This window comes from Streptomyces sp. NPDC056738 (assembly GCF_042790435.1).
GTDB lineage: Bacteria > Actinomycetota > Actinomycetes > Streptomycetales > Streptomycetaceae > Streptomyces.
Map to the genome: position 1 here is coordinate 872012 of NZ_JBHTZF010000001.1, position 21602 is coordinate 893613.

The following is a 21602-nucleotide window of genomic DNA, read 5'->3' on the forward strand; positions in this document are numbered from 1 at the left end:
CTGTCACGTCCCGCCTGTACCGCGGGCACTTACCCTGCAGTAATATCCGCGGGCAGGCCCCCCTAGGAGGAACCGTGCCACGGCCCGAACGATCGCCCTTGCTGCTCGCAGGCCTTCTGGCCACCGCGGGCGTCGCCCACTTCGCCGCACCACGGCAGTTCGACGCCATCGTCCCGCGCGCGCTGCCGGGAGCCCCACGGACCTGGACGTACGTGAGCGGCGCCGCCGAACTCGCCCTGGCGGCCGGGGTGGCACTCCCCCGGACACGCCGGGTCGCCGCGCTCGCCACCGCCGCGTTCTTCGTCGGCGTCTTCCCCGCCAACGTCAAGATGGCCGCCGACTGGCGCGGGCGCCCCGCGCCGCTGAGGGCCGCGGCTCTCGCCCGGCTCCCGCTCCAGGTGCCGCTCGTACTGTGGGCGCGCGGAGTCGCCCGGTCCGGAAAGGGACAGTCATGACATCTCAGGTGAACGTCGGCGACCAGGTCGAGGACTTCACGCTGCCGGACGAGACCGGTGCGATGCGGAGCCTGTCCGAACTGCTCGCCGAGGGGCCGGTGGTGCTCTTCTTCTATCCCGCGGCCCTCACCGCCGGCTGCACCGCCGAGGCCTGCCACTTCCGCGATCTGGCCACCGAGTTCACGTCCGCCGGCGCGCGCCCGGTGGGGATCAGCGGTGACGCGGTCGACCGGCAGCAGGAGTTCGCCGACCGTCACACGCTCGGCTTCCCGCTGCTGTCCGACGTCGACGGAACCGTGCGGGAGCGGTTCGGGGTGAAGCGGGGCTTCTCGCTGGCCCCGACCAAGCGGGTCACCTTCGTCATCGCGGCCGACCGGACCGTCCTGGAGGTCGTCCGCAGCGAACTGCGCATGAGCGCCCACGCGGACCGCGCTCTCGCCGCGCTGCGCGAGCACAAGGGCTGAGAGGTCCGGGGCGCGACCGCGCCCGGTCCCGAACGGAGTGAACGGGGCCCGCCCCTATGCGGATGGAGGGCGGGCCCCGTTCACTGTGCCCCATTCTCGGCACGGGCCGTGTCCGCCGACAGGGAGTGCGACCCGGTGAGGTGGAGGACACCGGACACACCCCGTGCGCGCCGCGCGCCTCCCGTGTGCGCCCCCTATCGCGCGAACACCCGCCCTCCCCCGGCCGCTGGCCGCCACCGCCCGCGAGGCGGCCTGTCGGGTGCCCGGCCGAGCGGTCATGCTGGAGCCGACGAGCCGGACACCACGCATCACGGAGGCCCCATGACGGATCAGGTCACATCCCTCGAAGTGAAGCCGGCGGCGGGACACATCGGTGCCGAGATCACGGGGGTCGACCTGGCGGAGCCGCAGACGGAGGAGACCGTGGCCGCGATCAGAGCGGCCCTCCTGCGCTGGAAGGTGCTCTTCTTCCGGGGCCAGCGCCTCGATCACGCCTCGCACCTCGCCTTCGCGCGCCGGTTCGGAACCCCGGTCCGCCTCCGGTCCCGGGGCAGTGTGTCCCCCGGGGAGTTCCCGGAGGTCGAGACGACGGCCGACCGTCTCGAACTGGGCGGGCGCTACGGGATGGAGCACGAGGAGTGGCTGCGCAGGCGCCGTCACTCGCTGCTGCGCGGGTGGCACTGCGATCACGGCGCCCGGGTCGATCCCCCGGCCGCCACGATGCTGCGCGCCGAGACCGTGCCCCCGTACGGCGGCGACACGACCTGGTCGAACCTGGCCGCCGCCTACGCGGGCCTGTCGGCTCCCGTGCGCTCCTTCGTCGACACCCTGCGCGCCGAGCACCGGCTCGGGGTGGGCTACCAGAGCCGGCCCGGCGACGACGCGTACGTCCGACATCTGCTGGACCGTCAGATCGCCACCGAGCATCCGCTGGTGCGGGTGCACCCGGAGACGGGCGAGCGGGTCCTGTTCGTCAACGGCTACTACGTCGAGCAGATCCTCCAGGTGTCCCGGCCGGAGAGCCGGGCGCTGCTCGACATGCTGCTGGAGCAGGCGACCCGGCCCGAGTACACGGTCCGCTTCCGGTGGGAGCCGGGCAGTGTCGCCTTCTGGGACAACCGGGCGACCATCCATCTGGCGCCGAGCGACACCGCCCACCTCGACCACCCGCGGGTCATGCACCGGGTGATGCTGGCCGGTGATGTCCCGAGGGGGGTGGACGGTGTGCCGTCGACGCCGATCGTGGGCAGCGAACCCGGCCGCTGGTGACCCCGGGCCGGGACGGGGGTGGAGCGCGGAGGGACCGCCGCCGTCAGAAGACGCCCTGCCCGGGGACCAGGATCCCGCGCGGGTCGTACGTGTGCCGGGCGGAGGCCAGCCGCCGGTAGGCGGGGCCGAAGTGCTCGCGCCAGTCGGCCGCGTCGAAGGGGACCGAGCCGACCGGGTAGTGCGTGCCGCCGGCCGCGTGGACGGTCTCGTAGGCGGACCGGTTGGCCGCCAGCAGCCGGTCGACGGTCGCGGTGTCCTCGGGCGGGGTCGTGCGCAGGACGGCCAGGAGATAGGAGACCGGGTCGTCGGCGGTGCGCAGGAGCGGGGTGTGCAGGTTCTCGCGCAGCACCGGGTACAGCAGGACGACGCCGGGCCCGAGGTCGGCCGGGGTGAGGTCCGCCAGCAGGGACTCGGCCAGCGTCGCCGCCGAGCGGCCCGGCAGCAGCAGGTTCAGCCAGGGGTGGGCGAAGGCCCACAGTCCGGCCTCCTTGAGGGCGGCGACCGAGGCCGCGAGCCGGTCGAGGAAGTCGTAGTAGCCGAGGTCGCTCGCCTGGACGCCCGCGGGGTCGTGCCGCAGTCCGCGCAGCAGCACGGTGTCGTCGGGGGCGGGGCCGGCGGGCGGACCGTAGGCGACCGCTTCGAGGACGTATCCGTTGAAGGCCCCGTCGGCGTCGGAGGTCACCTGGCCCTCGACGTAGTCGAATCGGCCCTCCTCGACGAGCCGGCGCTGGTCGTCGAGGAACGTGCGCAGGTCGTCGTACGGCAGGAGGTAGTGCCGTACGGTCTCGGGCGCGGGGACCAGGCGCAGCGTGGCGCCGACGATGATCGCGCACTGGCCGAGTCCGGCGCGCACGGCGTCGAACAGGTCGCGGTGGCGGGTCGGGGAGCAGCGGACGAGTTCGCCCGCGCCGGTGACGACCTGGAGTTCGGTCACGTTGTCGACCTGGGCGCCCCGCTGGTGCGTCTGGCCTCCGATGCCGCCGACCGACAGGGTTCCGCCGACGGAGAGTTCGAGATAGTCGGTGAAGGTGGGCGGGGTGAGTCCGTGGGCGAGGGTGGCCTGGGCGACCTGGCTCCAGCGGGCTCCCGCGCCGACGGTGACCGTCCTGCTGCGCGGTCCCACCGGACCGATGGAGGCGAGCGGTGTGGTCTCGATGATCAGGCCGCCGTCGACCTGAGCCTGTCCCTGGGTGGCGTGGCCCTGGCCGCGGGGTGCGACGGAGATGCCGTGCTTGCCGCAGAAGCGGACCATGGCGACGATGTCACGGACCGAGCCGGGTCGCAGGACCGCGGCGGGACGCCGGTGGACGATGTGGCCGTAGTCGTCGGCGTCCGCGGTGAGCGAGGCGTCGTCGGTGTGCACGCTGCCGTCCAGCGGCGGGAGGCCCGCGAACGGCCGGCGGGTGGTGTCGGTCGTGCCGGCCGCCCAGCTCCGGGTGAAGGGATCGAACCCGACGACCGCGGCGCCGGAGGCGGCGAGGCCCTTGATTGCGGTACGTCGCGAGGGTGTCCGGGGCATGCGCTCCTCCTGGGGCGGCCGCGTCAAAAGATCAACTGGGCCAGAGTGTAAGGGACTTGAGGGACATCCGGGCCGGTTGATACAAACGCGGACCAGTGTGCGTCCGCCCCGGGGACACCGCCGCTCCCGGGGAAGCGGTCGCGCCCCCGTCCGGGGAAACGGCAGCGTCCGCCGCCCCGGACGGGACGGCGGACGCGGTGGACCGAGGACGGACGACGGTCAGCCGGCCGAGGAGGCACCCTTCGGCTCGTCACCCTCGACGTCGACCGGAGTGCGGTACCCCTGGAGTTCCAGCGGGCCGTTCGCCTTCGCGGCGCCGCTCTCGGAGTTCTGTCCGCCCAGGTTCTGGCGGACCGAGTCGAGGATGGTCAGCCCCTGGGCGACCAGGCCGGCCGCTATCTCGCCGAGACCGTCGGCGCCGTTGAGGACGTTGACGTTCGCGCCCGCGAGACCGCCGGCCGCTTCCTTGACGATCAGGGGCAGTTGGTCGATCAGCATCCGGTCGAGCGCGACCCGGTCGTGCGAGGCGGCCGCCTCGGCCTGGATCTTCATGCGCTCGGCGTCGGCGATGGCGAGCACCTTGATCCGCTCGGCCTCGGCCTCGGCCGGCTTGACGACCTCGGCGACGAGCTGCTGCTGACGCAACTGGGCGGCGCGCTGCGCGAGTTCGGTCTGCGCGGCGAGGACCTCCTGCTGGGCGTGGGCCTGGGCGAGGGGACCCGCCTGGGCGGCCATCGCCTGCGCGCGGTCCACCTCGGCCGAGTACTCCGCCTGCACGATGGCCGTCTGCCGGGCGTACTCGGCCTGGTTACGGGCCGCGACCTGCTGCGCCTCGACGGAGGCCTGCGTGGCCTGCGCCTGGGCGATCTGGGCCTGGCGCTGGATGGCCGCCTTGTGCGGCGCGGACATCGCGTCGATGTATCCGGTGTCGCCGTCGTCGATCGACTGGATCTGGAGCGAGTCGACGATGAGGCCGATCTTCGCCATCTCCAGCTTCGAGGTGTCGAGGACCTCGGCGGCGAGCTTCTGCCGCTCGGTGACGATCTCCTCGACCGTCATCGAGCCGATGATGGACCGCAGATGGCCCGCGAAGATCCGGCCCGTCAGGATCGACATCTGGTCCTGGTCGGACAGGAACCGCTGCCCCGCGTTGATGATGCTCTCGGTGTCGTTGCCGACCTTGAACGCGATCACGGCGCGGACGTGCAGCGAGATGCCCTGCTTCGTGACACAGGTCTCGGTGACCTCCGCCTCGCACATGGACAGGGTCAGAAAGCGGGTCTTGCGGAAGACGGGAAGGACGAACTTGCCGTGCCCCGTCACCACTCGGAACGGCGCGCCCCCCAGTCCCCGCCTGCCGCCCGAGATCAACATCGCCTCGTCGGGAGCGGGTACGCGATAACCGAACATGCTTCTCCTTCTCAAGCTCCGCCGACGGCATCGCCGTCGAGCGCGTCCAGTGGATCGGCCCACGTGATGACGTCGACCTCACGGCATCCTCTGGACTCGATCACCAGCACGGTCGCCCCTTTCGGCAGGGGCTCCCGAGACCAGGCATGGAAGGTCTCGGATCCGCCTCTCACGCGCACGAGGACCTCGCCGGGTCCGGCGGACCCCCGGGTGCCGATGAGCAGTTCCCCCGTGCAGCCGATCACAGCCTCGTCCTGCACCATGTACGGCCACCCCCCATCACTCTGAATCTGCCTCTGACCTTAGACCCAGCCCTTTCCGGGCGCGTACGCCCCCCGTCGGTCGACGGCACGGCCGGGTGTACGCGCCCGGGCTTCCTCTGAAGTGTGGGCTCAACTCCTGGTGAAGCGATAGGTCTTGCTGTCGGTCAGCACGCAGAATCCCGGGGACACCACGATCACGCGCAGGGTGGAGCTGCGGCGGTCGTAGTCGATGCCCTCCACCTCGAAGGTGCCCGAGCAGGAGCTGCGCAGCGGGAGCTGACGCAGCGCGGTGACGTGTCCGGAGACGTCGGCCGAGCCGGGCTCGGCGGACAGGTCGATCTGGAGCAGCGGTTTGGTCGTCCCGAAGAGCGTTCCGGCGGGGTCGTCGGACGAACAGAGCAGCCGGGTCGCCGTGACGAAGTCGCAGCCCTGTACGTCGCGTACGGCGTGGTCGAGGTTGACGGTCGATGCCTGCGGAAGGTCGGCCGAGGGTGTGGTGGCCGGGTTGACGCCGGGGGTCGGGAACACCAGGAGCCGGGTCATCGTGCCGTACTCGCCGGACACCATCCACGTGCCGCTCGGCGCGATGGCGACGAAGGAGTTGTTCAGCGCCTCTCCGGCGCTCAGCTTGTGCACGTATTCCGACCAGGCGCCGCCCGGTGCCTGCACGCGGAACATCTTCGCGCCGCCGGAGTCGGACTGGTAGGGCTCGACGTAGTGGCCGTCGTACGAGGCGTCCGGGTCGCCGACGTGGTTCCAGCCCCGGCTGCTCACGCTCACGGGGATCGTGCCGATGCCCGTGTAGTGGTTCGGGCTGCCGGCCGGGACCTCGACGGAGGTCAGGCCCTGGCTCTCGGTCAGCGGGTCGGCGCGGTCCGAGCCCACCTCGTTCCAGGTGTCGGCGGCGGAGGCGGGCGCAACGGTCGCCACGGAGAGGACGGCGGCGGTGGTGAGGGTGACGAGGCCGGCCAGGACCGCGTGACAACGTTGCCGTGCGGGCATGCGCATGAAGGGGGCTCCTCGATGGGGGGTGTCCGGTCGGCGCACAGTCTGGCCCGCCATGATGGTCATGTACAGACCAATACATGGACGACGGACGACACCCCCCGGTCCACGCGCCGCCGACCTCCCCCTCACCCGGGGGCGACTCCCCCCTCGGCGGGCACGGCTCCCCGCCCCCGGACACGGCCGAGCCCGGCGGCTCACTCGGGAGGAAGTGTGCCGCCGGGCTCGGGCCGGACAGCGGGTCAGGGCAGCGAGAGCCCGGACCCGCGGACGCCGACCGTCAGCTGTTGGAGCAGCTGTTGGCCGCCGCCGGGTTCAGCAGAGCCAGCACGTTGACCGTGTTGCCACAGAGGTTGACCGGGATGTTTACCGGGATCTGGATGACGTTGCCGGACAGGACTCCAGGACTGTTCGCCGCGGCACCGACCACCGGTCCGGGGTCGGCGGCGGCGGTCCCGGCGGTGGCCAGCAGGGCGACGCTGGCGAGTCCGGCGGCGGCCATCAGACGAATACGCATTCCAAGCTCCGTTCATTCGCAGTGGTGCGAGCTCCTCCACCATCACCTCCGCGAACAAAACCCGACATTCCAGCGCAGCCGAACGGGGGTTCGCCCCGCACGGCACCCGTGGATCAAGCCCGGCTCACGGCGTGTCGCGCGGGGCGTACGGAATGCCCGTAGCGTGAATACAGATCCGGTGGAACAGGGAGAGACCATGCCGATGAGCCAGTCCGACACGTCCACACCCTCCGAAGACAGGGCGACCCCCGACGCACTGCTGCACACCGGGACCGAGGGCCCGGTGACGGCCGAGGACCTGGTTCTCGCCGCGGGTCGCGACATCACACCGCAGAGCCTCGCCTGGGCCGAGCGAAAGCTCCAGGACGAAGGCTCCGCGGCGGTCGACAAGTTGCTGCCCTAGGGGGCCACCCTCGGACGACCCGTGGACCCGCTCGGCCGGCTCCGATGCGGCGGAGCCGGCCGAGGTCCTGCCGAGGCGAGGGCGGGTCAGGCGCCGGGGCACTCCTTCCAGGCCAGGTGGTAGACGGTGCTGATGTCACCGTCCGTCGAGTCCATGGTCATGAAGCTGGAGCTGCCGGGCGTCGAGGTGCCCGCGTTGACGCGGAGCTCGGTGTTGATGTTGAAGTTGCGCTGGACACCACAGGGCGCCCAGACCAGTTGGGCCCAGTCCGTGGTGTCCGTGGCCTGCCAGTCGTCGCCGTACGGGCCGCGGAAGGGGTGGGTGATGGAGGCCGTGTTCGGGGATCCCTGGAAGTAGTACGAGGCCTTCTCCGTGCTGCTGGCTCCCGGCTGGAGCGAGGCGAAGCCGCGGTAGTCGGCGCTCGCGATGGCATAGGTGAAGCCCTGCGGAACATGCACGATCAGGTTGAGCTGGCAGTTCTTGCGGAACGCGGTGGGGTCGGCGTTGCCCCCGACCTGGGCGAGGTAGTCGCTGTAGGTCACGGTGAACGCGGTGTTGTCCGGGGAGACGGCGACAGCCGCGGTTCCCTGCGGACAGCCGGACCCGTTGACCGTGGCGACACTGATGACGATCTTGTCCGGGGGCGGGTCCTGGATACCGGAGGACGGGCTCGACAGGGGAAGCGCTGTGGCGAACAGGGCGGCGATAGCGCCACCCATGAACAGGCCACCGGCCATGGTGCTCCAATCCGTTGCGTAGGTTTTCCGGCGGCAGCCCACGGGCGTACCGCCATGAATGGGGGGTGCGGCACCCCGTGGGAACGGGGAACCGTCGCGGACCAGTGCGTTGGATCAAGCGCGGCTCACATGTGCATGCGCATGACAAATGGGCACACGCGGCCGACTCCCGGCTGTGAAGGAGCTGTGAAGACCGGGAGCGACGAAATCGTACGTACGGGTGCTCGCCGTGGACAGGACCATCTCCGGCCATTCGATACGCGCCGTTCACACCCGCCGCCGCGGTCACGCGGCCGGTTCACGGCGGTTCACGCCACCCGGGGCCGTGGCGCGGGACGTTCCGGCTGAGGCGGCCGTCACCACGCGGGCCCGCCACGAGGGCGCGGGAAGCGGCCGGACACCCCGGCCCCGGGCCCGGCCGGACCGGAAGGCGAGGGGACCGCGCGAATCACCCGCCCCCTCAGCGCGCCCCGGGCGCCCCTGAGACACTGAGACACATGGATCCACGACACCTGAGACTCGGCCGCCGCCGGATATGGATGAGCAGTGCCGTCTGTTTCCTGGTCCTCGGGCCGCTCGGCTGGTTCTTCGGTGGCTGGATTCCCTTCGCGTTGCTGGCCGTCGCCCTCCTCGTCGCCACCGCCGTCTCGCACTGGCGGGCCCCCCGCTGGCTCGCGCCCGCCGTCACCAAGGGCCAGTCGGAGAACCGGCGCGACGTCGCCACCTTCTGCGTGGTCATAGCGGTGAGCGGCTACGCCCAGCCGCCCTCGCAGCCCGCGCCCTCCCCGTCGGCCCTCGCGGCCCTGCGCCTCGAGGCGTACCGGGCCGCCGCGGACGACGATCTGTCCGAGGACCTCCGGCTCCTGGCGGCCGACGCGCTGGCCGCGGCGGACCAGGCCAACGCCGAGGACACCCCCGCGTGCTGGCGGGCGGCACGGGCGAGCGCGGAGCGGCTCGCGCACGCCGCCCAGGAGGGCAATCCGTACGTACGGCAGCTCCTCATCCAGTGGGTGGAGGGCAACCCGGCGAGCGATCGGTAGCCGGAGCCTCAGGGCCGCTCGAAGAACTGGAGGACTCCTCCGGCCGAGAAGCACAGCGCTCCCACGAGCGTGCCCCAGTTGGCGATGTCGACGTTCACGAGACTGCCGGTGGCCGGCCGGGTGTAGGCGGCCAGCGCCGAGACGAAGAAGAGCACGGATCCGAACTGGTTGACCGCGACGATCCACCAGCCCAGGTCGCCGGCGAGCACGCGCGGGCGCCCGTGGCAGACCTCGACGACGGCGAGGTGACCGGAGACCAGGAACAGGACGCAGCCGACCATGTCGGGGGCCCAGATCAGCCGGTCCGTCTGCTGGACCGAGAGCCCCTTCAGCAGCGAGTCCACCAGGTTGACGCCGAACACGAGCGTTCCCACGAACAGCAGGAACGTGCTGAGCCAGTCGATCCGGCCCGGCTCGTAGCTCCACCACCGCCAGCGGCGCCCGGCCAGCGTGTCGGACGCGCTGTCGCGGCGGGGAGCGTTCACCGCCTGGAGCAGCGAGGCGTAGCCCCCGGTGTTGAAGAACAGGCCGCCGGCGAAGTAGATCCAGGTGCCCGTCAGGCCCGCCGAGCCGAACTGGGCGACTCCGGCCCCGAGGGCGAACAGCAGCCCGCCGACCGTGAAACGCGGCCGCGGCGATCGTGTTCAGCCGCCGCAGCCGGGCGATCGACACGGTGTCCGCCCGCCGGGAGCGGTCCCGCCCCTCCCCCGGGACGCGCACGGTGAGCACGCCGCGCTTGCGGGCCAGGCGGGATTCCCAGACCGCGACACGACCGTCCACGAGACGCCAGGTCAGCCGGGTCGTGAAGGGACCCGCCCCTTCGGAGCGCGCTTCGGTTCGACTCACCCGGCGACCTTAGCCGTGGGGCGGAATGCGGTGTTCGCCCGACTCGTCACCTTTCAGGTGGTTTGGTGGCGAACCGGGTGGTTCAGGAGTCCGCCTCGCGTCGCAGGAAGTTGCTCACCTGGCAGGCGAGGCTGTCCCGGGCCGTGTCGGGGCGCGCGGCCGCGTCGACGAGCGTGTCGTTCTCGATGCCGCCCGCCCACAGGTAGCGCTCGGTCCACTCGTCGTCGACCTTGAGCTGGACCTGGATGTCCATCCGGTCGAGGACGGCGTCGGGACCGGCCGCGAACAGGACCGCGGTGGCCCGGCGCAGCGGATAGATGTCGTATCCCTCGATGAACTGCGAGTTCCGCCAGTCGAGGAAGGCGCTCTCGCCGTCGGCGCCGACGCGGATATCGATCTGGCCGTCTTCGAGGTGGATGCCGAAATGTTCGGTCGCCCGGTTCTCGACGGTCACCCGGATCCGGAAGTAGGTGAGTTCGTCGGCGGCGTCGTCACGCCCCTTCGGGGGCTCGGCCTTTTCCACACCATGAACGCGAACACGCAGGCCGGCCTGCTCGTCGTACTCCTGCCAGTCCCCGACCACGTTGGGCTCGCGCACAGTCCACCTCTCCACTTCAGAGAGTTGTTCCTATCTGTGCCCTCAACGAAGTGTCAAATGCGCCGCACCTACCGTGGCCAGCAATTTTTCCTTTCTTGATCGGTGATCAAGCCGTGCCCAGCCACAATCATTCCGCGCCACCCGAACGGGGTATTTCCGGGCGTGCTGCACATCACGTTTCCCGGACGCCTCACAGGTCCTCGCTCAGGCGCCGCATCGGCTCGGCGGGCGGGAGGCCGTCGGCTCGGCGTCCCGGCCTCCCGGGCGCACCGCGGCGGCCGTGGACCGACGCCTCGGAGCGGCCCTCACGGCACCGTCTGAAGCGCCATCGAGAACCACACCTTCTTTCCCGTCGTGCCCGGGTCGGCCGGCGCGACGCCCCAGTCGTCGCTCAGCGCGGCGATGATCGTCAGTCCGCGCCCCGACTCCTCGGCCCCGCCCGCCGTCCGTGCCGTGGGCAGGGCGGACGAGCGGTCGGCGACGGACACCCGCAGTTCGCGGGGGTCGCACTCGATCGCGACGGTGATGGTGTCGCCGCGGCCGGGGCTGCCGTGTCTGAGGGCGTTGGTGAAGAGTTCCCCGGCCGCGAGCACCGCGTCGTCGACGCGCCGGGCCGGCAGCCGCAGACGGGTGAGGCACTCGGCGACCATGGCCCGCACCCCGGGAACCCGCGAGGGGTGCGCCGGGACGGTGGTCCGCAACCGGTGGGTCCCTCGGACCCGGTTCGCGGGGGCGGTGCCGGATGCGGCGGTCTCCGATGCGCCGGTCCCGGAGGACGGGGTCGCCGACGGCACGTGATCGGCCGGGGCCGGGGACTCGGCCCGTACGGGCTCGGTCGGAGCCGGAGACACGCCCTGTCCAGGTTCGGCCGAGCCCCGGGCCAGCGCTCGTGGAGGTTCGGTCGGGGCGGTGGGCCCGGGAGAGGAGGGCGGCGCCGGCCGTACCGGGGGCTCGGATCGTGCGAGATCGGCCGGGGCCGGGGCTGCGGACCGTACCGGCGGTGCGGTCGGGGTCCGTGGCGCCGGGGCCGCCGGTGCGGTCGGCGCCGAAGGGGCGGGGCGTTCGGTGGTGTGGGTCCGGAGGGACTGGCCGTCCGCGGGGTGGACCCCTTCCTCCGGTGCCCGCGTCTCGTGCCCGGCAGCCGGGGTGCCGTGGACCGGTGCGGGCGTCGGCTCGCGGCGCGGTGCCCTGGATGCCGGCATCGGTCCTCCTTCGGTGCGGCCTGGGGGGCGGCTGTCGCTGCGGCTGCCCGTGCAGCCAACACGCGGGACTGCCGGGGCGACCAGGGGGTATTCGGGTTGTCCGGTTGCACGGGCGTAGTGGCGTGGGATGTATGTTCGATCTTGTGAGGAACGGAAGCGGGGGCGGTGCGACGGTGTCCCTTGACGGTGACACCGGCCGTGCGGGACTGCGTGACAAGCGGGTGCTGGTCACCGGCGGTACGCGCGGGCTCGGCGAGCAGATCGTGCGGCTGCTGTCCGCCGAGGGCGTACGGGTGGCCACCTGTGCGCGCACCGCGCGGGACCTGGACACGCTGACCGCCTCGCTGGGCCCGGGCCTGTTCACCCGGCGGCTCGACGTCACCGAGCCCGGGGACCTGGAGGGGTTCGTCGCGGAAGCGGCGGAGCGCTTCGGGGGCCTGGACGGCGTGGTGGCCTGCACGGGCGGTTCGCGCGGCGGCGCCTTCGAGGAGGCGGACGCGGAGGACTGGGCGGCGACCTGGGCCGTGAACGTCGGTCACGCGACCCGGCTGGTACGGGCCGCGGTCCCGCATCTGCGGGCGGCGGGCGGCGGCTCCGTCGTGGTGATCTCCTCGATCTCCGGCTGGAAGCCGGGCCCGCCCGCGCAGTACTCGGTCGCGAAGTCCGCGCAGATCCAGCTCGCGGCCTCACTGGCCCGTGAGCTCGGGCCGGACGGGATCCGGGTGAACGCGGTCTCCCCCGGTTCCATGCTCATCCCCGGCCGGCGCTGGGACCGGATGCGCCGGGAGGAGCCCGAGGCGTTCGCCCGCTTCGTGGCGGCGGAGCTGCCGGGCGGGGCGCCGGTCGCGCCGCAGGAGGTCGCCCGGGTCGTGGCGTTCCTGCTGTCGGACTGGTCGAGCGGCATCTCCGGCGCGCACCTCCCGGTCGACCGCGCCCAGAACGCCCCCTCCCCCGCGGGGTACTGACCTCCGCGAGGTCCGGTGGCCCCGCTCCCGGCCACGGCGCCGCGCCCTGCCCCACCAACGCCGTCGCCGCGCGGAGACCACCCTGCCCCCGGTGGCCTGCCCGCCCGTCAGGCCGCCGCGCCGAGGACGCCCCGGGAGCGGCGCTCGAATTCCTGCACGACCGGTTCGGCGCGGCGGGGTTCGAGGCGTCGGCGGAAGTCACGCAGGGCCTGCACGGATCGTTCGCTGTGGACGGCGCCGAGCGCCTCCAGCGCCAGGGTCGCGGTGCCGACCGCCTCGTCGAGGCGGTCCTGCTGCAGGTGCGCGGTCGCGAGGACGGAGCGGCTGATGGCCTGGCGCCGGCGCCGGTCGGCGCCCGAGCCGAGCGACTCGCTCGCCGTGCGCTCGGCCTGGCGGGCGAGCCCCAGGTCACGGAAGCAGAGGGCGGACTCGGCCTGAAGATAGTGGTGATCCAGATAGCGCACCCACGGCGACTCCTGTTCGGCCCCCTTGCTCTCCGCGAGGTGCCGTTCCGCCAGCCGCAGCGCCTTCGAGGTGTCGTCCGAGCGGCCCCGCGCGGCGTGTCCGCGCGCCGACATGGCGTACAGCCGCATCAGCCCGAGGGGACTGCCGGCTCCCTGTGCCGTGACGATTCCGGCGCGGGCGAGTGCCACACCCTCGTCGGGGCGGCCGAGGTTGGTGGCGAGGTGGGAGAGCCCCGCGAGGATCTGGCCGCCGAGCACCCGGTCGCGGCCCTCGGCGCACAGTCGCAGGCCCTGGGTCATGTAGCGCTGGGCGAGGCCGTACTCCCCCGCGTCGTACGAGCTCCAGCCGGCCATGGCGGCCAGCCGGGCGGCGGCCGCGAACAGCCGGCGCCGCTGCCCGGACGGGGTGCCGCGCCGCTGGAGCACGGGGACGACCTCGGTGGAGAGGTAGTGCACGATGCTGGTGCGCACTCCGCCGCCGCCGTAGTGGTTGTCCATCTGGTCGAAGACGGCGATCATCGCGTGCACCTGCTCGACGGCGCCGCCGCTCACGGGCAGGGCCTGGGAGAGCGACTCCTGATGTTCCAGCAGCCAGAGCAGCCACTCGCGCTGAGGGTGCGTCAGCGAGGCCGGGACGAAGGGGACGGTGCCGAGCAGGCCGCGCCGGGAGATGTCGGTGGAACCCAGTTCCGCGAGCGTGTGCAGGGTCTCGGCGACGTCCTCGCCGTAGACGAGCGCCCTGCTCGCGACGGGGCGCTGGGAGTCGGAGTGGAAGCCGAGGTCCGCGGGGGACAGGGCGCGGCCGAGCCGCTCGGACAGCACGGCGGCGATCAGCTCCGGCGTGCCGCCGCGGGGTTGCTGGCCCTGGAGCCAGCGGGTGACCGAGGCCTTGTCGTAGTGGGAGTCCGCGCCCTGGCGCCGCCCCAGTTCGTTGACCCGCAGGGCGAGGGAGGCGTAGGAGCAGCCGGCCTCCTTGAGCACGGCCCCCAGCACCGGATTGCCCCCGGCGGACCTGCCGGCGTTCCTCGTCTGTCCCTCGGTCACGGCGGCCATCCCGTATCGCCTCACATCCGCGTGCGGCTGCGCCGTGATCCGTGTCTGGCGGTGTTTCAATTGCCTTGTGGACGAGCGCAGTTGAGCGTGAATGTCGCCGAATGTGCGACAGGTCACTCGATCACTATGGTGGGCCGCCCGCCGCCTGTGCAACCGGCGTCCTGATAATTTCGGAACGATCCGCAGCACTCTGTCCCTGTCAACGGCCGCGTGGCACACTGCCCCCTGAGACGGCCGTTCCCGGGAGGTGGGACGTGGGCGAGAACCGCTCCGGCGGCAGCGCGCCGACCGTCCTGCGCATGGTTCTCGGGAAGCGGCTGCGGCACCTGCGGGAACAGGCGGGAGTCTCCTTCGAGGAGGCCGCGCGCGCCATCGAGGTCACGGCTCTGACGGTCCGCAGGATCGAGAAGGCCGAGGTCGGGCTCCGTATCCCGTACGTGCGGGAGCTGCTCCGCGTCTACGGCGTCCCGGCGGCGGAGGTCGACGACTTCCTCACCCTGGCCAGGGAGGCCAATCAGCCCGGCTGGTGGTACACGTACCGCGACGTGCTGCCGGACTGGTTCAGCGCCTACGTGAGCCTGGAGAGCGAGGCCAGTGTCATCCGTCTCTACGAACCCCACTACGTCCCGGGCCTGTTGCAGACGCACGACTACGCCACGGCCCTGATGCGCGTCGGGTTCCCCAACGAGACACGGAAGGACATCGCGCGCCGGGTCGCCCTGCGGATGAGACGCCAGGACCTGCTCGCCAAGCCCGAGGCCCCGGCGCTGTGGGCGATCCTGGACGAGACGGTGCTGCGCCGCCCGGTGGGCGGACGCGCGGTGATGCGCGCCCAGTTCGACCGGCTCGCCGAGGCCCTGGACCTGCCGAAGGTGCGGATCCAGATCATGCGCTTCGGCGTGGGTGCCCACCCGGGCGCGTTCGGCCCGTTCCACCACTTCCGCTTCGGCTTCTCCGAACTCCCCGACATCGTCTACACGGAGAGCCTGGTGGGCGCGGTGTACGTCGACCGGCCCGACGACGTCGTCAGCCATCTCGAAGTACTGGACCGGATGTCCGTGCAGGCGGAGCCGGTCACCCGGACCAGGGCCATCCTGGGCGAACTGCGTGAGGAGTTGTGATCCATGGGACCCGTGCACAACGGCATGTCCGCGGCCTCTCTGGGATCCGAGGGCTGGCACAAGCCCTGGAGCGGCACCAACGGCGGAAGTTGCGTCGAGGCCAAGCGGCTTCCCGACGGGAGCGTCGCGCTGCGCCAGTCACGGGACCCGGAGGGACCCGCGCTGATCTGGTCCCGCGACGAGATGGCCGCGTTCATCGAGGGCGCCAAGTCGGGGCAGGCCGACTTCCTGATCGCCTGAGCGGGACCGGCGCCGCGCCTCTGCGGGACCTGTCGACGGCGGGAAGTGCCGGACGGGCCCGAGACCGCGAGCACGCCCCCACAACCGGACAACCCGCACGCACTCCCGCCGTGCGGGTTGTCCACCCCACCACCGGCCGAGCCGTTCGCCCGAGGGAGTGGAGGCGGGCATGATCCGCCACCGGGGAACCCGCCGGCGTGCCCATCTCCCCGCTCACGCGATCCGCCAACTCGGCCTGTATGTCCGGCTGTTGCCGATAACGTAGCCGGCGGACCGCGTGACGCACGGACAGGGGGATCTCCGATGGCCGACCGACCCGTTCCCGCCCAGGACGCACTGTCCAAGATCGATACGACGGTGCCGCACTCCGCCCGCATCTGGAACTACTGGATGGGCGGCAAGGACAACTACGAGGTCGACCGGGTCGCCGGGGACGCCTACCGCGAAGTCGCCCCGAACATCGAGACCATGGCACGCGCCTCGCGCGCCTTCCTGATCCGCACCGTCACCTTCGTGGCGGGCGAGCGCGGCATCCGCCAGTTCCTCGACATCGGCACCGGCCTGCCCACGTACGACAACACCCACCAGGTGGCCCAGCGCGTCGCGCCCGAGTGCCGCGTCGTGTACGTGGACAACGATCCGCTGGTGCTGCGCCACGCCCAGGCGCTGCTGACGAGCACCCCCGAGGGCGTCACCGACTACATCGACGCGGATCTGCACGAGCCCGAGAAGATCATCGAGGCGGCGTCCGGGATCCTCGACTTCTCCCGGCCCGTGGCGCTGATGCTGATGGGCATCCTCGGCCACGTCCAGGACTACGAGGAGGCCCGGTCGATCGTCCGGCGCCTCCAGGCGGCGCTGCCCTCGGGAAGCTACTTCGTGCACTACGACAGCACGGACACGGACGCGGCGCTCAAGGAGGCCCAGCAGGGCTACGACGACACGGGGGCGATCCCGTACGTGCTGCGCAGCCCCGAACAGATCGGCGCGTTCTACGAGGGCCTCGAACCGGTCGAGCCCGGCATCGTGTCCTGCCCGTTGTGGCGCCCGGAGCCCGGTACGTCGCCCGAGCCCACGGACGTCCACGGGGGCGTGGCCCGCACACCGTGACCGGGCCCGCCCAGCGGGTCAGTCGCTCGACGCCGGCTCGATGTTCTGGTTCAGCCGGAACAGGTTGGCGGGGTCGTACTCGGCCTTCACCGCGGCCAGCCGGTCGTAGTTGCCGCTGTAGCTCGCCCGGACGCTCGCCTGGTCCTCGGCCATCACCATGTTGACGTACGCGCCGCCCGCGGAGTACGGGAAGAGGGCGTCGGAGTAGTCGACGCTCCACCGCTTGATCACCTCGGCGTTGGCGGGGTCGGGATCGACGCCCGCGTAGACGGCGGCCCAGCCGGAGTTGCGGTAGCCCCACGCGGTGTCCGTCGGGCCGACGTCGCGGACGGCTCCGTCGATGGGGTAGAGGTGCATGGTCGACTTCCAGGTCGGCATCTCGGCGCCGAACTTGGCGTGCAGGTCGATCGCCTCGCCGGGGAGTTCGTCGACGAATCCCGCTCGCCAGTACCACTGGTCGCCGGGCGGGTAGACACCGTCGAACGCGGACTGGATGGCCGGGTGCGGCATCGGCGCGGGGCCGTGCAGCAGGGGTTCGGGCAGGGCGTCGAGCAGCGGGGCCATGTCCCGGGCCGCCGCGTCGGTGTCGTCGCCCACGCGGCACCACAGCACACCGCAGACCTTCTTCAGATGCAGTTCCTCCGGGAACGGCGGTCCCGGCGGGACCGAGGCGAAGAGGAAGAAGCCGCCGAGTTCACGGGGCGCGTGGGGGATGAAGTCGCGGTAGGCGGCGAGGACTTCGGCGCCGAGCTCGACGGGCCAGAAGGTGGGCCCCGCGACGACCGTGCTCACCTCGTGCAGCCGGAAGAGGAACGAGGTGACGACGCCGAAGTTGCCGCCGCCTCCGCGGATCGCCCAGTAGAGGTCGGTGTTCTCGTCGGCGTTCGCGCGGACGTGCTCGCCGTTCGCCAGGACCAGCTCGGCCTCCAGCAGGTTGTCGACGGCCAGCCCGCACTTGCGGGTGAGGTGGCCGAGGCCGCCGCCCAGGGTGATGCCGCCGACTCCCGTGGTGGAGATGATGCCGCTCGGTGTGGCCAGGCCGTGTTCGTTGGTGGCGCGGTCGACCTCGCCCAGGAGGCAGCCGCCGCCGACCCGCACCGTGCGGGCCGCCGGATCGACGTCGATGTCCTTGAGCGGGGAGAGGTCGAGGACCACTCCGTCGTCGCAGGTGCTCAGGCCCGCCCCGTGATGGCCACCGCCGCGCACCGCGAGCGGGAGGGCGTGATCACGTGCGAAGCCGATGATCTGCGCGACGTCCTCCGCCGAGGTGCAGCGCGCCACCACGGCGGGCCGCCGGTCGATCATCGCGTTGTAGACGGCACGGGCCTCGTCGTACCCGGAGTCCTCCGGGCCGATCAACTGCCCTTTGAATCCGGAGAGTTCCTGGCGTGCCGCTTGTACCGGTGTTGTGGACATGTGCATCCCCGCATCTGGAGACCGCCCCAGGTCCCGGCATCCGGGCCGAGAACCGGACCGGCTTCCCGCCATTGGGTCCGATGTGCCCGTTTCAGCCCGATCACTGATTAGCCTAACCCCGTGACATTGCGCTGGCTCGGCGACCGGGGCCGGTCCACGGCACTCCGTCCGGCCGCGGCCGGACGGAGGACACCGGACACGCCGAGGGCGTCGATCCCTGCGGATCGACGCCCTCGGCGACATGGCCGGACAGTACGGCCGGGGTCCGCCGACCGGGTCACCGGTCACCGGCGGGGCCGGTCACCCGTGGGCGGCGGCCGGCTCGGTCTCCTCACGGCTCGCGGCGAGCGCGGGTTCCGGCAGCACCGCGTACAGCGGGGTCGCACGCGCCACCCGCAGACAGGGGGCGGGAACCGGCGGGTCCAGCGGGGCGTGATCGGCGGCGCGGGCCCGCCACGAGGACCAGATGATCTTTCCACCGACGTCCGTGGCGCAGCAGCCCCAGCCGTCGCTCAGTGCGGCGATCTGGGCCAGACATCCCTGGGGCGCCCGGTGCGGGCGGATGTCCTGGCTGTTGTCCGAGACGGCCGCGAACAGGCGTCGGCCGTTCCACCACATCTCGATCGTCGTGTTCTTGTCCGCCGAGTGCTGCTCGATGGTGCGAAGCAGCGCTTCCGCACAGCGGCAGACGGACTCGACGAGATTCTCCAGGTTCCAGTACCTGAGGTGCGCGGCCAGGATGCGCCTGACCTGTCCGACCTTCTCCTCGCTGAGCTCCACATCCAGGTGGTAGTAGCAGGGGACTGCGGCTTTCATCTCGTTGGCTCCTCACCGGCGAAGCTCTCGCTCCTCCTCGCCCCCTGCGGGACCGAACCCCGATTGCGAAGCGTGAGCACCGATCGCTCCTGAGTCACCCTCAGCATGAGAGGGCTACTCCATTCGTGCAACCGGAGCGCGACCCCGCCTGGTTGAAGATCCAACAAGACGCTCGGTCGCCGTACAGGCACCATGAGTGAGGGTGTCGCTCCGTGACGGACCGGCCCCCCTTCGCGTACGGCCCTCATCCGCCGGCCAGGCGAGCCGTGCGCGGTCGAGAGATCGGGAAGGTGACCAGCGTGATGCTGCTGCCTGCCAAAGCCGAGGTCGCCAGGCATCTGGAGCGCTACCGGGCGTGGGAACGCCTGCTTCTCGCGACTCCCTCCGACCGTGTGGTGCGGGGGAATTTCGAGAACACCGGATACACCCTGTGCGTCCTGATGGGGAAGCGGTGCGCGCGGGAGGCGGCGAACGCCGCCGAGGTCTACCTGCAGGACGTTCCGGCACGGATCTGAACGACGGTCCCAGGGACCGCACCGAGAGGGCCTTTCGCGGCAACGACGATTTTGGCCCAGAACCGCGGAGGCGAGACGCATGGACGCGATCACGGACGCGCACCACGAGACCGGCCGCACACCCGTCATGGATGTGCGGCCGGTCGTCGATTGCGGCAGACGGCCCGCCAAAGCGGTTGTGGGCGAGACCTTCCAGGTCACCGCCACCCTTTTCGGCGAAGGCCATGACGTGGTCGGCGCCGATGTCGTCCTGGTCGACCCGGACGGCTGCCCGGGCCCGTGGACGCCGATGCGTGAACTGGCCCCCGGAAGCGACCGCTGGGGCGCCCGCGTCACTCCGTCGGCCACGGGCCGCTGGACCTACCTGGTGGAGGCGTGGAGCGATCCGGTGACCGGATGGCGGCGCTCCGCCGAGATCAAGGTCCCCGCCGGGATCGACGTCGGGCTGGTCCTGGAGGAGGGCGCCGCGCTCCACGAGCGGGCCGCCGCGGGTGTGCCCGAGGCCGCCGGCCGGGACACGCTGCTGGCGGCCGCGGCCACCCTGCGCGACGACTCCCTTCCCCCGGCCGAGCGGTTCGCGGCGGCCCTGGCCCCCGGGGTCGCGGCCACTCTGGCGGAGCATCCGCTGCGTGAACGGCTCACCCGCTCCCTCCCGTTGCCGTTGCTGGTGGAGCGGGAGCGGGCGCTCTACGGGGCGTGGTACGAGTTCTTCCCGCGTTCGGAGGGCGGTCGGGTCGACGCGCCGGTGCACGGCACGTTCCGTACCGCGGCCGAACGGCTGCCCGCGATCGCGGAGATGGGCTTCGACGTCGTCTACCTCCCGCCGATCCACCCCATCGGCAGCACCTTCCGCAAGGGCCCGGACAACACGCTGTCCGCGGGCCCCGAGGACGTCGGGGTGCCCTGGGCGATCGGCTCTCCCGAGGGCGGCCACGACGCGGTGCACCCCGATCTGGGCACCCTGGAGGACTTCGACGCCTTCGTCGCCCGGGCCGCTGCGCTCGGCCTGGAGATCGCGCTGGACTTCGCGCTCCAGTGCTCCCCGGACCACCCCTGGGTGGAGAAGCACCCGGAGTGGTTCCACCACCGCCCCGACAACACCATCGCCTACGCGGAGAACCCGCCCAAGAAGTACCAGGACATCTACCCCATCGCCTTCGACCAGGACATGCCCGGCCTGGTCCGCGAGACGGTGCGGGTGCTGCGGCACTGGATGGACCACGGCGTGCGGATCTTCCGCGTCGACAACCCGCACACCAAGCCGGTCGTGTTCTGGGAGCGGGTGATCGCGGACATCAACGCCACCGACCCCGACGTGATCTTCCTGGCCGAGGCCTTCACCCGGCCCGCGATGATGCGGACCCTGGCCGAGGTCGGCTTCCAGCAGTCCTACACCTACTTCACCTGGCGCAACACCAAAGAGGAACTCACCGAGTACCTCACCGAACTCTCGGGCGACTCGGCCGCCCGCATGCGCCCCAACCTGTTCGTCAACACCCCCGACATCCTCCACGAGTTCCTCCAGCACGGCGGCCGCCCCGCCTTCGAACTGCGCGCCGTCCTCGCCGCCACCCTCTCCCCCACCTGGGGCATCTACAGCGGCTACGAGCTCTGCGAGAACACCCCCCTGCGCCGGGGCAGCGAGGAATACCTCCACTCCGAGAAGTACCAGCTCCGCCCGCGCGACTGGGCGGCCGCCGCGCGCGAGGGCCGTACGATCGCCCCGCTGATCACCCGGCTGAACCGGATCAGACGCGATCACAGGGCTCTCCACGAAATCCGGAACCTCATGTTCCACCAGGTCGACGACGATGCGGTGATCGCTTACAGCAAGCGAACGGGTGACGACACGGTGGTCGTCGTGGCGAACCTGGACCCCCACCACACCCGGCAAGCCACAGTGTCCTTGGACATGCCGCGACTCGCTCCGAGCGAGGACGCGCGCGTGCCGGTGCGCGACGAGCTCACCGGCGAGACCTACAACTGGGGCAGGTCCAACTTTGTGCGCCTGGGTCCGGGCGGTGCACATGTGCTCACTGTCGGCCCGGCACCGCGGATCGGAGGGTCCCCCGCATGATGGTCAATGAGCCCGTCCCTGACACCTTCGAGGACACCCCGGCCAAGGACCGCGATCCCGAATGGTTCAAACGCGCCGTCTTCTACGAGGTCCTGGT

General features: G+C 71.6%; 21 protein-coding genes and 2 pseudogenes. 11 read left to right on the top strand and 12 right to left on the bottom strand.

Annotation, left to right across the window (positions count from 1 at the left end):
• Window positions 1–74: 74 nt before the first annotated feature.
• The 3 genes from ACFRIC_RS03650 (at window position 75) to ACFRIC_RS03660 (ending at window position 2188) form a co-directional block, all read left to right on the top strand.
• On the top strand, window positions 75–455 hold the full coding sequence (locus ACFRIC_RS03650) for a DoxX family protein (RefSeq protein WP_382778831.1): 381 nt from the start codon (window positions 75–77) through the stop codon (window positions 453–455).
• The gene (locus tag ACFRIC_RS03655; RefSeq protein ID WP_382778832.1) at window positions 452–919 is read left to right on the top strand and encodes a peroxiredoxin; all 468 of its coding nucleotides are present in this window, start codon (window positions 452–454) and stop codon (window positions 917–919) included. Before ACFRIC_RS03650 ends, ACFRIC_RS03655 begins: the two co-directional genes overlap by 4 nt.
• A gap of 321 nt (window positions 920–1240) precedes the next feature.
• A complete protein-coding gene (locus ACFRIC_RS03660; protein ID WP_382778833.1) occupies window positions 1241–2188 on the top strand; it encodes a TauD/TfdA dioxygenase family protein in 948 nt (315 codons plus the stop codon).
• Window positions 2189–2231: 43 nt separating this feature from the next.
• Here the strand turns inward: ACFRIC_RS03660 and ACFRIC_RS03665 are convergent, their stop codons facing one another.
• The 5 genes from ACFRIC_RS03665 to ACFRIC_RS03685 form a co-directional block, all read right to left on the bottom strand.
• Window positions 2232–3707, bottom strand: a complete 1476-nt coding sequence (locus tag ACFRIC_RS03665; RefSeq protein WP_382778834.1) for an FAD-binding protein — start codon at window positions 3705–3707, stop codon at window positions 2232–2234.
• Between the two features lie 219 nt (window positions 3708–3926).
• Window positions 3927–5117, bottom strand: coding sequence for an SPFH domain-containing protein (locus tag ACFRIC_RS03670; protein ID WP_382778835.1), 1191 nt, complete (start codon window positions 5115–5117; stop codon window positions 3927–3929).
• Between the two features lie 11 nt (window positions 5118–5128).
• Window positions 5129–5380, bottom strand: a complete 252-nt coding sequence (locus ACFRIC_RS03675; RefSeq protein ID WP_382778836.1) for a hypothetical protein — start codon at window positions 5378–5380, stop codon at window positions 5129–5131.
• Between the two features lie 129 nt (window positions 5381–5509).
• Window positions 5510–6388, bottom strand: coding sequence for a hypothetical protein (locus tag ACFRIC_RS03680; RefSeq protein WP_382778837.1), 879 nt, complete (start codon window positions 6386–6388; stop codon window positions 5510–5512).
• 277 nt (window positions 6389–6665) lie between these two features.
• A complete protein-coding gene (locus ACFRIC_RS03685) occupies window positions 6666–6902 on the bottom strand; it encodes a chaplin (RefSeq protein ID WP_382778838.1) in 237 nt (78 codons plus the stop codon).
• A 196-nt stretch (window positions 6903–7098) separates the two neighbouring features.
• Here ACFRIC_RS03685 and ACFRIC_RS03690 point away from each other — a divergent pair, with 196 nt between their 5' ends.
• The gene (locus tag ACFRIC_RS03690; protein WP_382778839.1) at window positions 7099–7305 is read left to right on the top strand and encodes a hypothetical protein; all 207 of its coding nucleotides are present in this window, start codon (window positions 7099–7101) and stop codon (window positions 7303–7305) included.
• A gap of 86 nt (window positions 7306–7391) precedes the next feature.
• On the opposite strand, the gene ACFRIC_RS03695 is transcribed toward ACFRIC_RS03690, so the two are convergent.
• Window positions 7392–8042 carry a DUF4360 domain-containing protein gene (locus tag ACFRIC_RS03695; protein ID WP_382778840.1) on the bottom strand — a complete coding sequence of 217 codons (651 nt, stop codon included), beginning with the start codon at window positions 8040–8042 and terminating at the stop codon, window positions 7392–7394.
• Between the two features lie 497 nt (window positions 8043–8539).
• Between ACFRIC_RS03695 and ACFRIC_RS03700 the strand changes: the two genes are divergently transcribed.
• Window positions 8540–9082, top strand: coding sequence for a hypothetical protein (locus tag ACFRIC_RS03700; protein ID WP_382778841.1), 543 nt, complete (start codon window positions 8540–8542; stop codon window positions 9080–9082).
• Window positions 9083–9090: 8 nt separating this feature from the next.
• On the opposite strand, the pseudogene ACFRIC_RS03705 reads toward ACFRIC_RS03700, so the two are convergent.
• From ACFRIC_RS03705 to ACFRIC_RS03715, 3 genes and pseudogenes are all read right to left on the bottom strand, one after another.
• Window positions 9091–9928: pseudogene (locus ACFRIC_RS03705) on the bottom strand (hypothetical protein).
• Between the two features lie 82 nt (window positions 9929–10010).
• Window positions 10011–10526: a hypothetical protein gene (locus ACFRIC_RS03710; protein WP_382778842.1), complete on the bottom strand. Its 516-nt coding sequence runs from the start codon at window positions 10524–10526 to the stop codon at window positions 10011–10013.
• Between the two features lie 305 nt (window positions 10527–10831).
• Window positions 10832–11227, bottom strand: coding sequence for an ATP-binding protein (locus ACFRIC_RS03715; RefSeq protein WP_382778843.1), 396 nt, complete (start codon window positions 11225–11227; stop codon window positions 10832–10834).
• A gap of 674 nt (window positions 11228–11901) precedes the next feature.
• On the opposite strand from ACFRIC_RS03715, the gene ACFRIC_RS03720 reads away from it, so the two are divergent.
• Window positions 11902–12693: an SDR family NAD(P)-dependent oxidoreductase gene (locus ACFRIC_RS03720; protein WP_382778844.1), complete on the top strand. Its 792-nt coding sequence runs from the start codon at window positions 11902–11904 to the stop codon at window positions 12691–12693.
• Between the two features lie 107 nt (window positions 12694–12800).
• Here ACFRIC_RS03720 and ACFRIC_RS03725 read toward each other — a convergent pair whose 3' ends face one another.
• Window positions 12801–14210, bottom strand: a complete 1410-nt coding sequence (locus ACFRIC_RS03725) for a hypothetical protein (RefSeq protein WP_382778845.1) — start codon at window positions 14208–14210, stop codon at window positions 12801–12803.
• 299 nt (window positions 14211–14509) lie between these two features.
• Here ACFRIC_RS03725 and ACFRIC_RS03730 point away from each other — a divergent pair, with 299 nt between their 5' ends.
• The 3 genes from ACFRIC_RS03730 (at window position 14510) to ACFRIC_RS03740 (ending at window position 16681) form a co-directional block, all read left to right on the top strand.
• Window positions 14510–15331 carry a helix-turn-helix domain-containing protein gene (locus tag ACFRIC_RS03730; protein ID WP_382778909.1) on the top strand — a complete coding sequence of 274 codons (822 nt, stop codon included), beginning with the start codon at window positions 14510–14512 and terminating at the stop codon, window positions 15329–15331.
• Window positions 15332–15334: 3 nt separating this feature from the next.
• Entirely contained in the window at window positions 15335–15571 is a 237-nt protein-coding gene (locus ACFRIC_RS03735; protein WP_382778846.1) for a DUF397 domain-containing protein, read from the top strand.
• Window positions 15572–15874: 303 nt separating this feature from the next.
• Window positions 15875–16681 carry an SAM-dependent methyltransferase gene (locus ACFRIC_RS03740; RefSeq protein WP_382778847.1) on the top strand — a complete coding sequence of 269 codons (807 nt, stop codon included), beginning with the start codon at window positions 15875–15877 and terminating at the stop codon, window positions 16679–16681.
• An 18-nt stretch (window positions 16682–16699) separates the two neighbouring features.
• Here the strand turns inward: ACFRIC_RS03740 and ACFRIC_RS03745 are convergent, their stop codons facing one another.
• A complete protein-coding gene (locus ACFRIC_RS03745; protein WP_382778848.1) occupies window positions 16700–18097 on the bottom strand; it encodes an FAD-binding oxidoreductase in 1398 nt (465 codons plus the stop codon).
• A 300-nt stretch (window positions 18098–18397) separates the two neighbouring features.
• Entirely contained in the window at window positions 18398–18913 is a 516-nt protein-coding gene (locus ACFRIC_RS03750) for a pep a2 (RefSeq protein WP_382778849.1), read from the bottom strand.
• Window positions 18914–19215: 302 nt separating this feature from the next.
• On the opposite strand from ACFRIC_RS03750, the pseudogene ACFRIC_RS03755 reads away from it, so the two are divergent.
• Both ACFRIC_RS03755 and ACFRIC_RS03760 read left to right on the top strand, forming a co-directional pair.
• A pseudogene (locus ACFRIC_RS03755) lies at window positions 19216–19407 on the top strand (DUF5133 domain-containing protein); the annotation flags it as partial.
• A gap of 100 nt (window positions 19408–19507) precedes the next feature.
• Window positions 19508–21505, top strand: coding sequence for an alpha-1,4-glucan--maltose-1-phosphate maltosyltransferase (locus ACFRIC_RS03760; RefSeq protein WP_382778850.1), 1998 nt, complete (start codon window positions 19508–19510; stop codon window positions 21503–21505).
• Window positions 21506–21602: the final 97 nt, after the last annotated feature.

Coding starts and splice junctions, on each gene's coding strand:
- ACFRIC_RS03655 (WP_382778832.1), top strand. CDS start 452: ATGACATCTCAGGTGAACGTCGGCGACCAGGTCGAGGACTTCACGCTG.
- ACFRIC_RS03660 (WP_382778833.1), top strand. CDS start 1,241: ATGACGGATCAGGTCACATCCCTCGAAGTGAAGCCGGCGGCGGGACAC.
- ACFRIC_RS03665 (WP_382778834.1), bottom strand. CDS start 3,707: ATGCCCCGGACACCCTCGCGACGTACCGCAATCAAGGGCCTCGCCGCC.
- ACFRIC_RS03670 (WP_382778835.1), bottom strand. CDS start 5,117: ATGTTCGGTTATCGCGTACCCGCTCCCGACGAGGCGATGTTGATCTCG.
- ACFRIC_RS03675 (WP_382778836.1), bottom strand. CDS start 5,380: ATGGTGCAGGACGAGGCTGTGATCGGCTGCACGGGGGAACTGCTCATC.
- ACFRIC_RS03680 (WP_382778837.1), bottom strand. CDS start 6,388: ATGCGCATGCCCGCACGGCAACGTTGTCACGCGGTCCTGGCCGGCCTC.
- ACFRIC_RS03685 (WP_382778838.1), bottom strand. CDS start 6,902: ATGCGTATTCGTCTGATGGCCGCCGCCGGACTCGCCAGCGTCGCCCTG.
- ACFRIC_RS03690 (WP_382778839.1), top strand. CDS start 7,099: ATGCCGATGAGCCAGTCCGACACGTCCACACCCTCCGAAGACAGGGCG.
- ACFRIC_RS03695 (WP_382778840.1), bottom strand. CDS start 8,042: ATGGCCGGTGGCCTGTTCATGGGTGGCGCTATCGCCGCCCTGTTCGCC.
- ACFRIC_RS03700 (WP_382778841.1), top strand. CDS start 8,540: ATGGATCCACGACACCTGAGACTCGGCCGCCGCCGGATATGGATGAGC.
- ACFRIC_RS03725 (WP_382778845.1), bottom strand. CDS start 14,210: ATGGCCGCCGTGACCGAGGGACAGACGAGGAACGCCGGCAGGTCCGCC.
- ACFRIC_RS03730 (WP_382778909.1), top strand. CDS start 14,510: ATGGTTCTCGGGAAGCGGCTGCGGCACCTGCGGGAACAGGCGGGAGTC.
- ACFRIC_RS03735 (WP_382778846.1), top strand. CDS start 15,335: ATGGGACCCGTGCACAACGGCATGTCCGCGGCCTCTCTGGGATCCGAG.
- ACFRIC_RS03740 (WP_382778847.1), top strand. CDS start 15,875: ATGGCCGACCGACCCGTTCCCGCCCAGGACGCACTGTCCAAGATCGAT.
- ACFRIC_RS03745 (WP_382778848.1), bottom strand. CDS start 18,097: ATGTCCACAACACCGGTACAAGCGGCACGCCAGGAACTCTCCGGATTC.
- ACFRIC_RS03750 (WP_382778849.1), bottom strand. CDS start 18,913: ATGAAAGCCGCAGTCCCCTGCTACTACCACCTGGATGTGGAGCTCAGC.
- ACFRIC_RS03760 (WP_382778850.1), top strand. CDS start 19,508: ATGGACGCGATCACGGACGCGCACCACGAGACCGGCCGCACACCCGTC.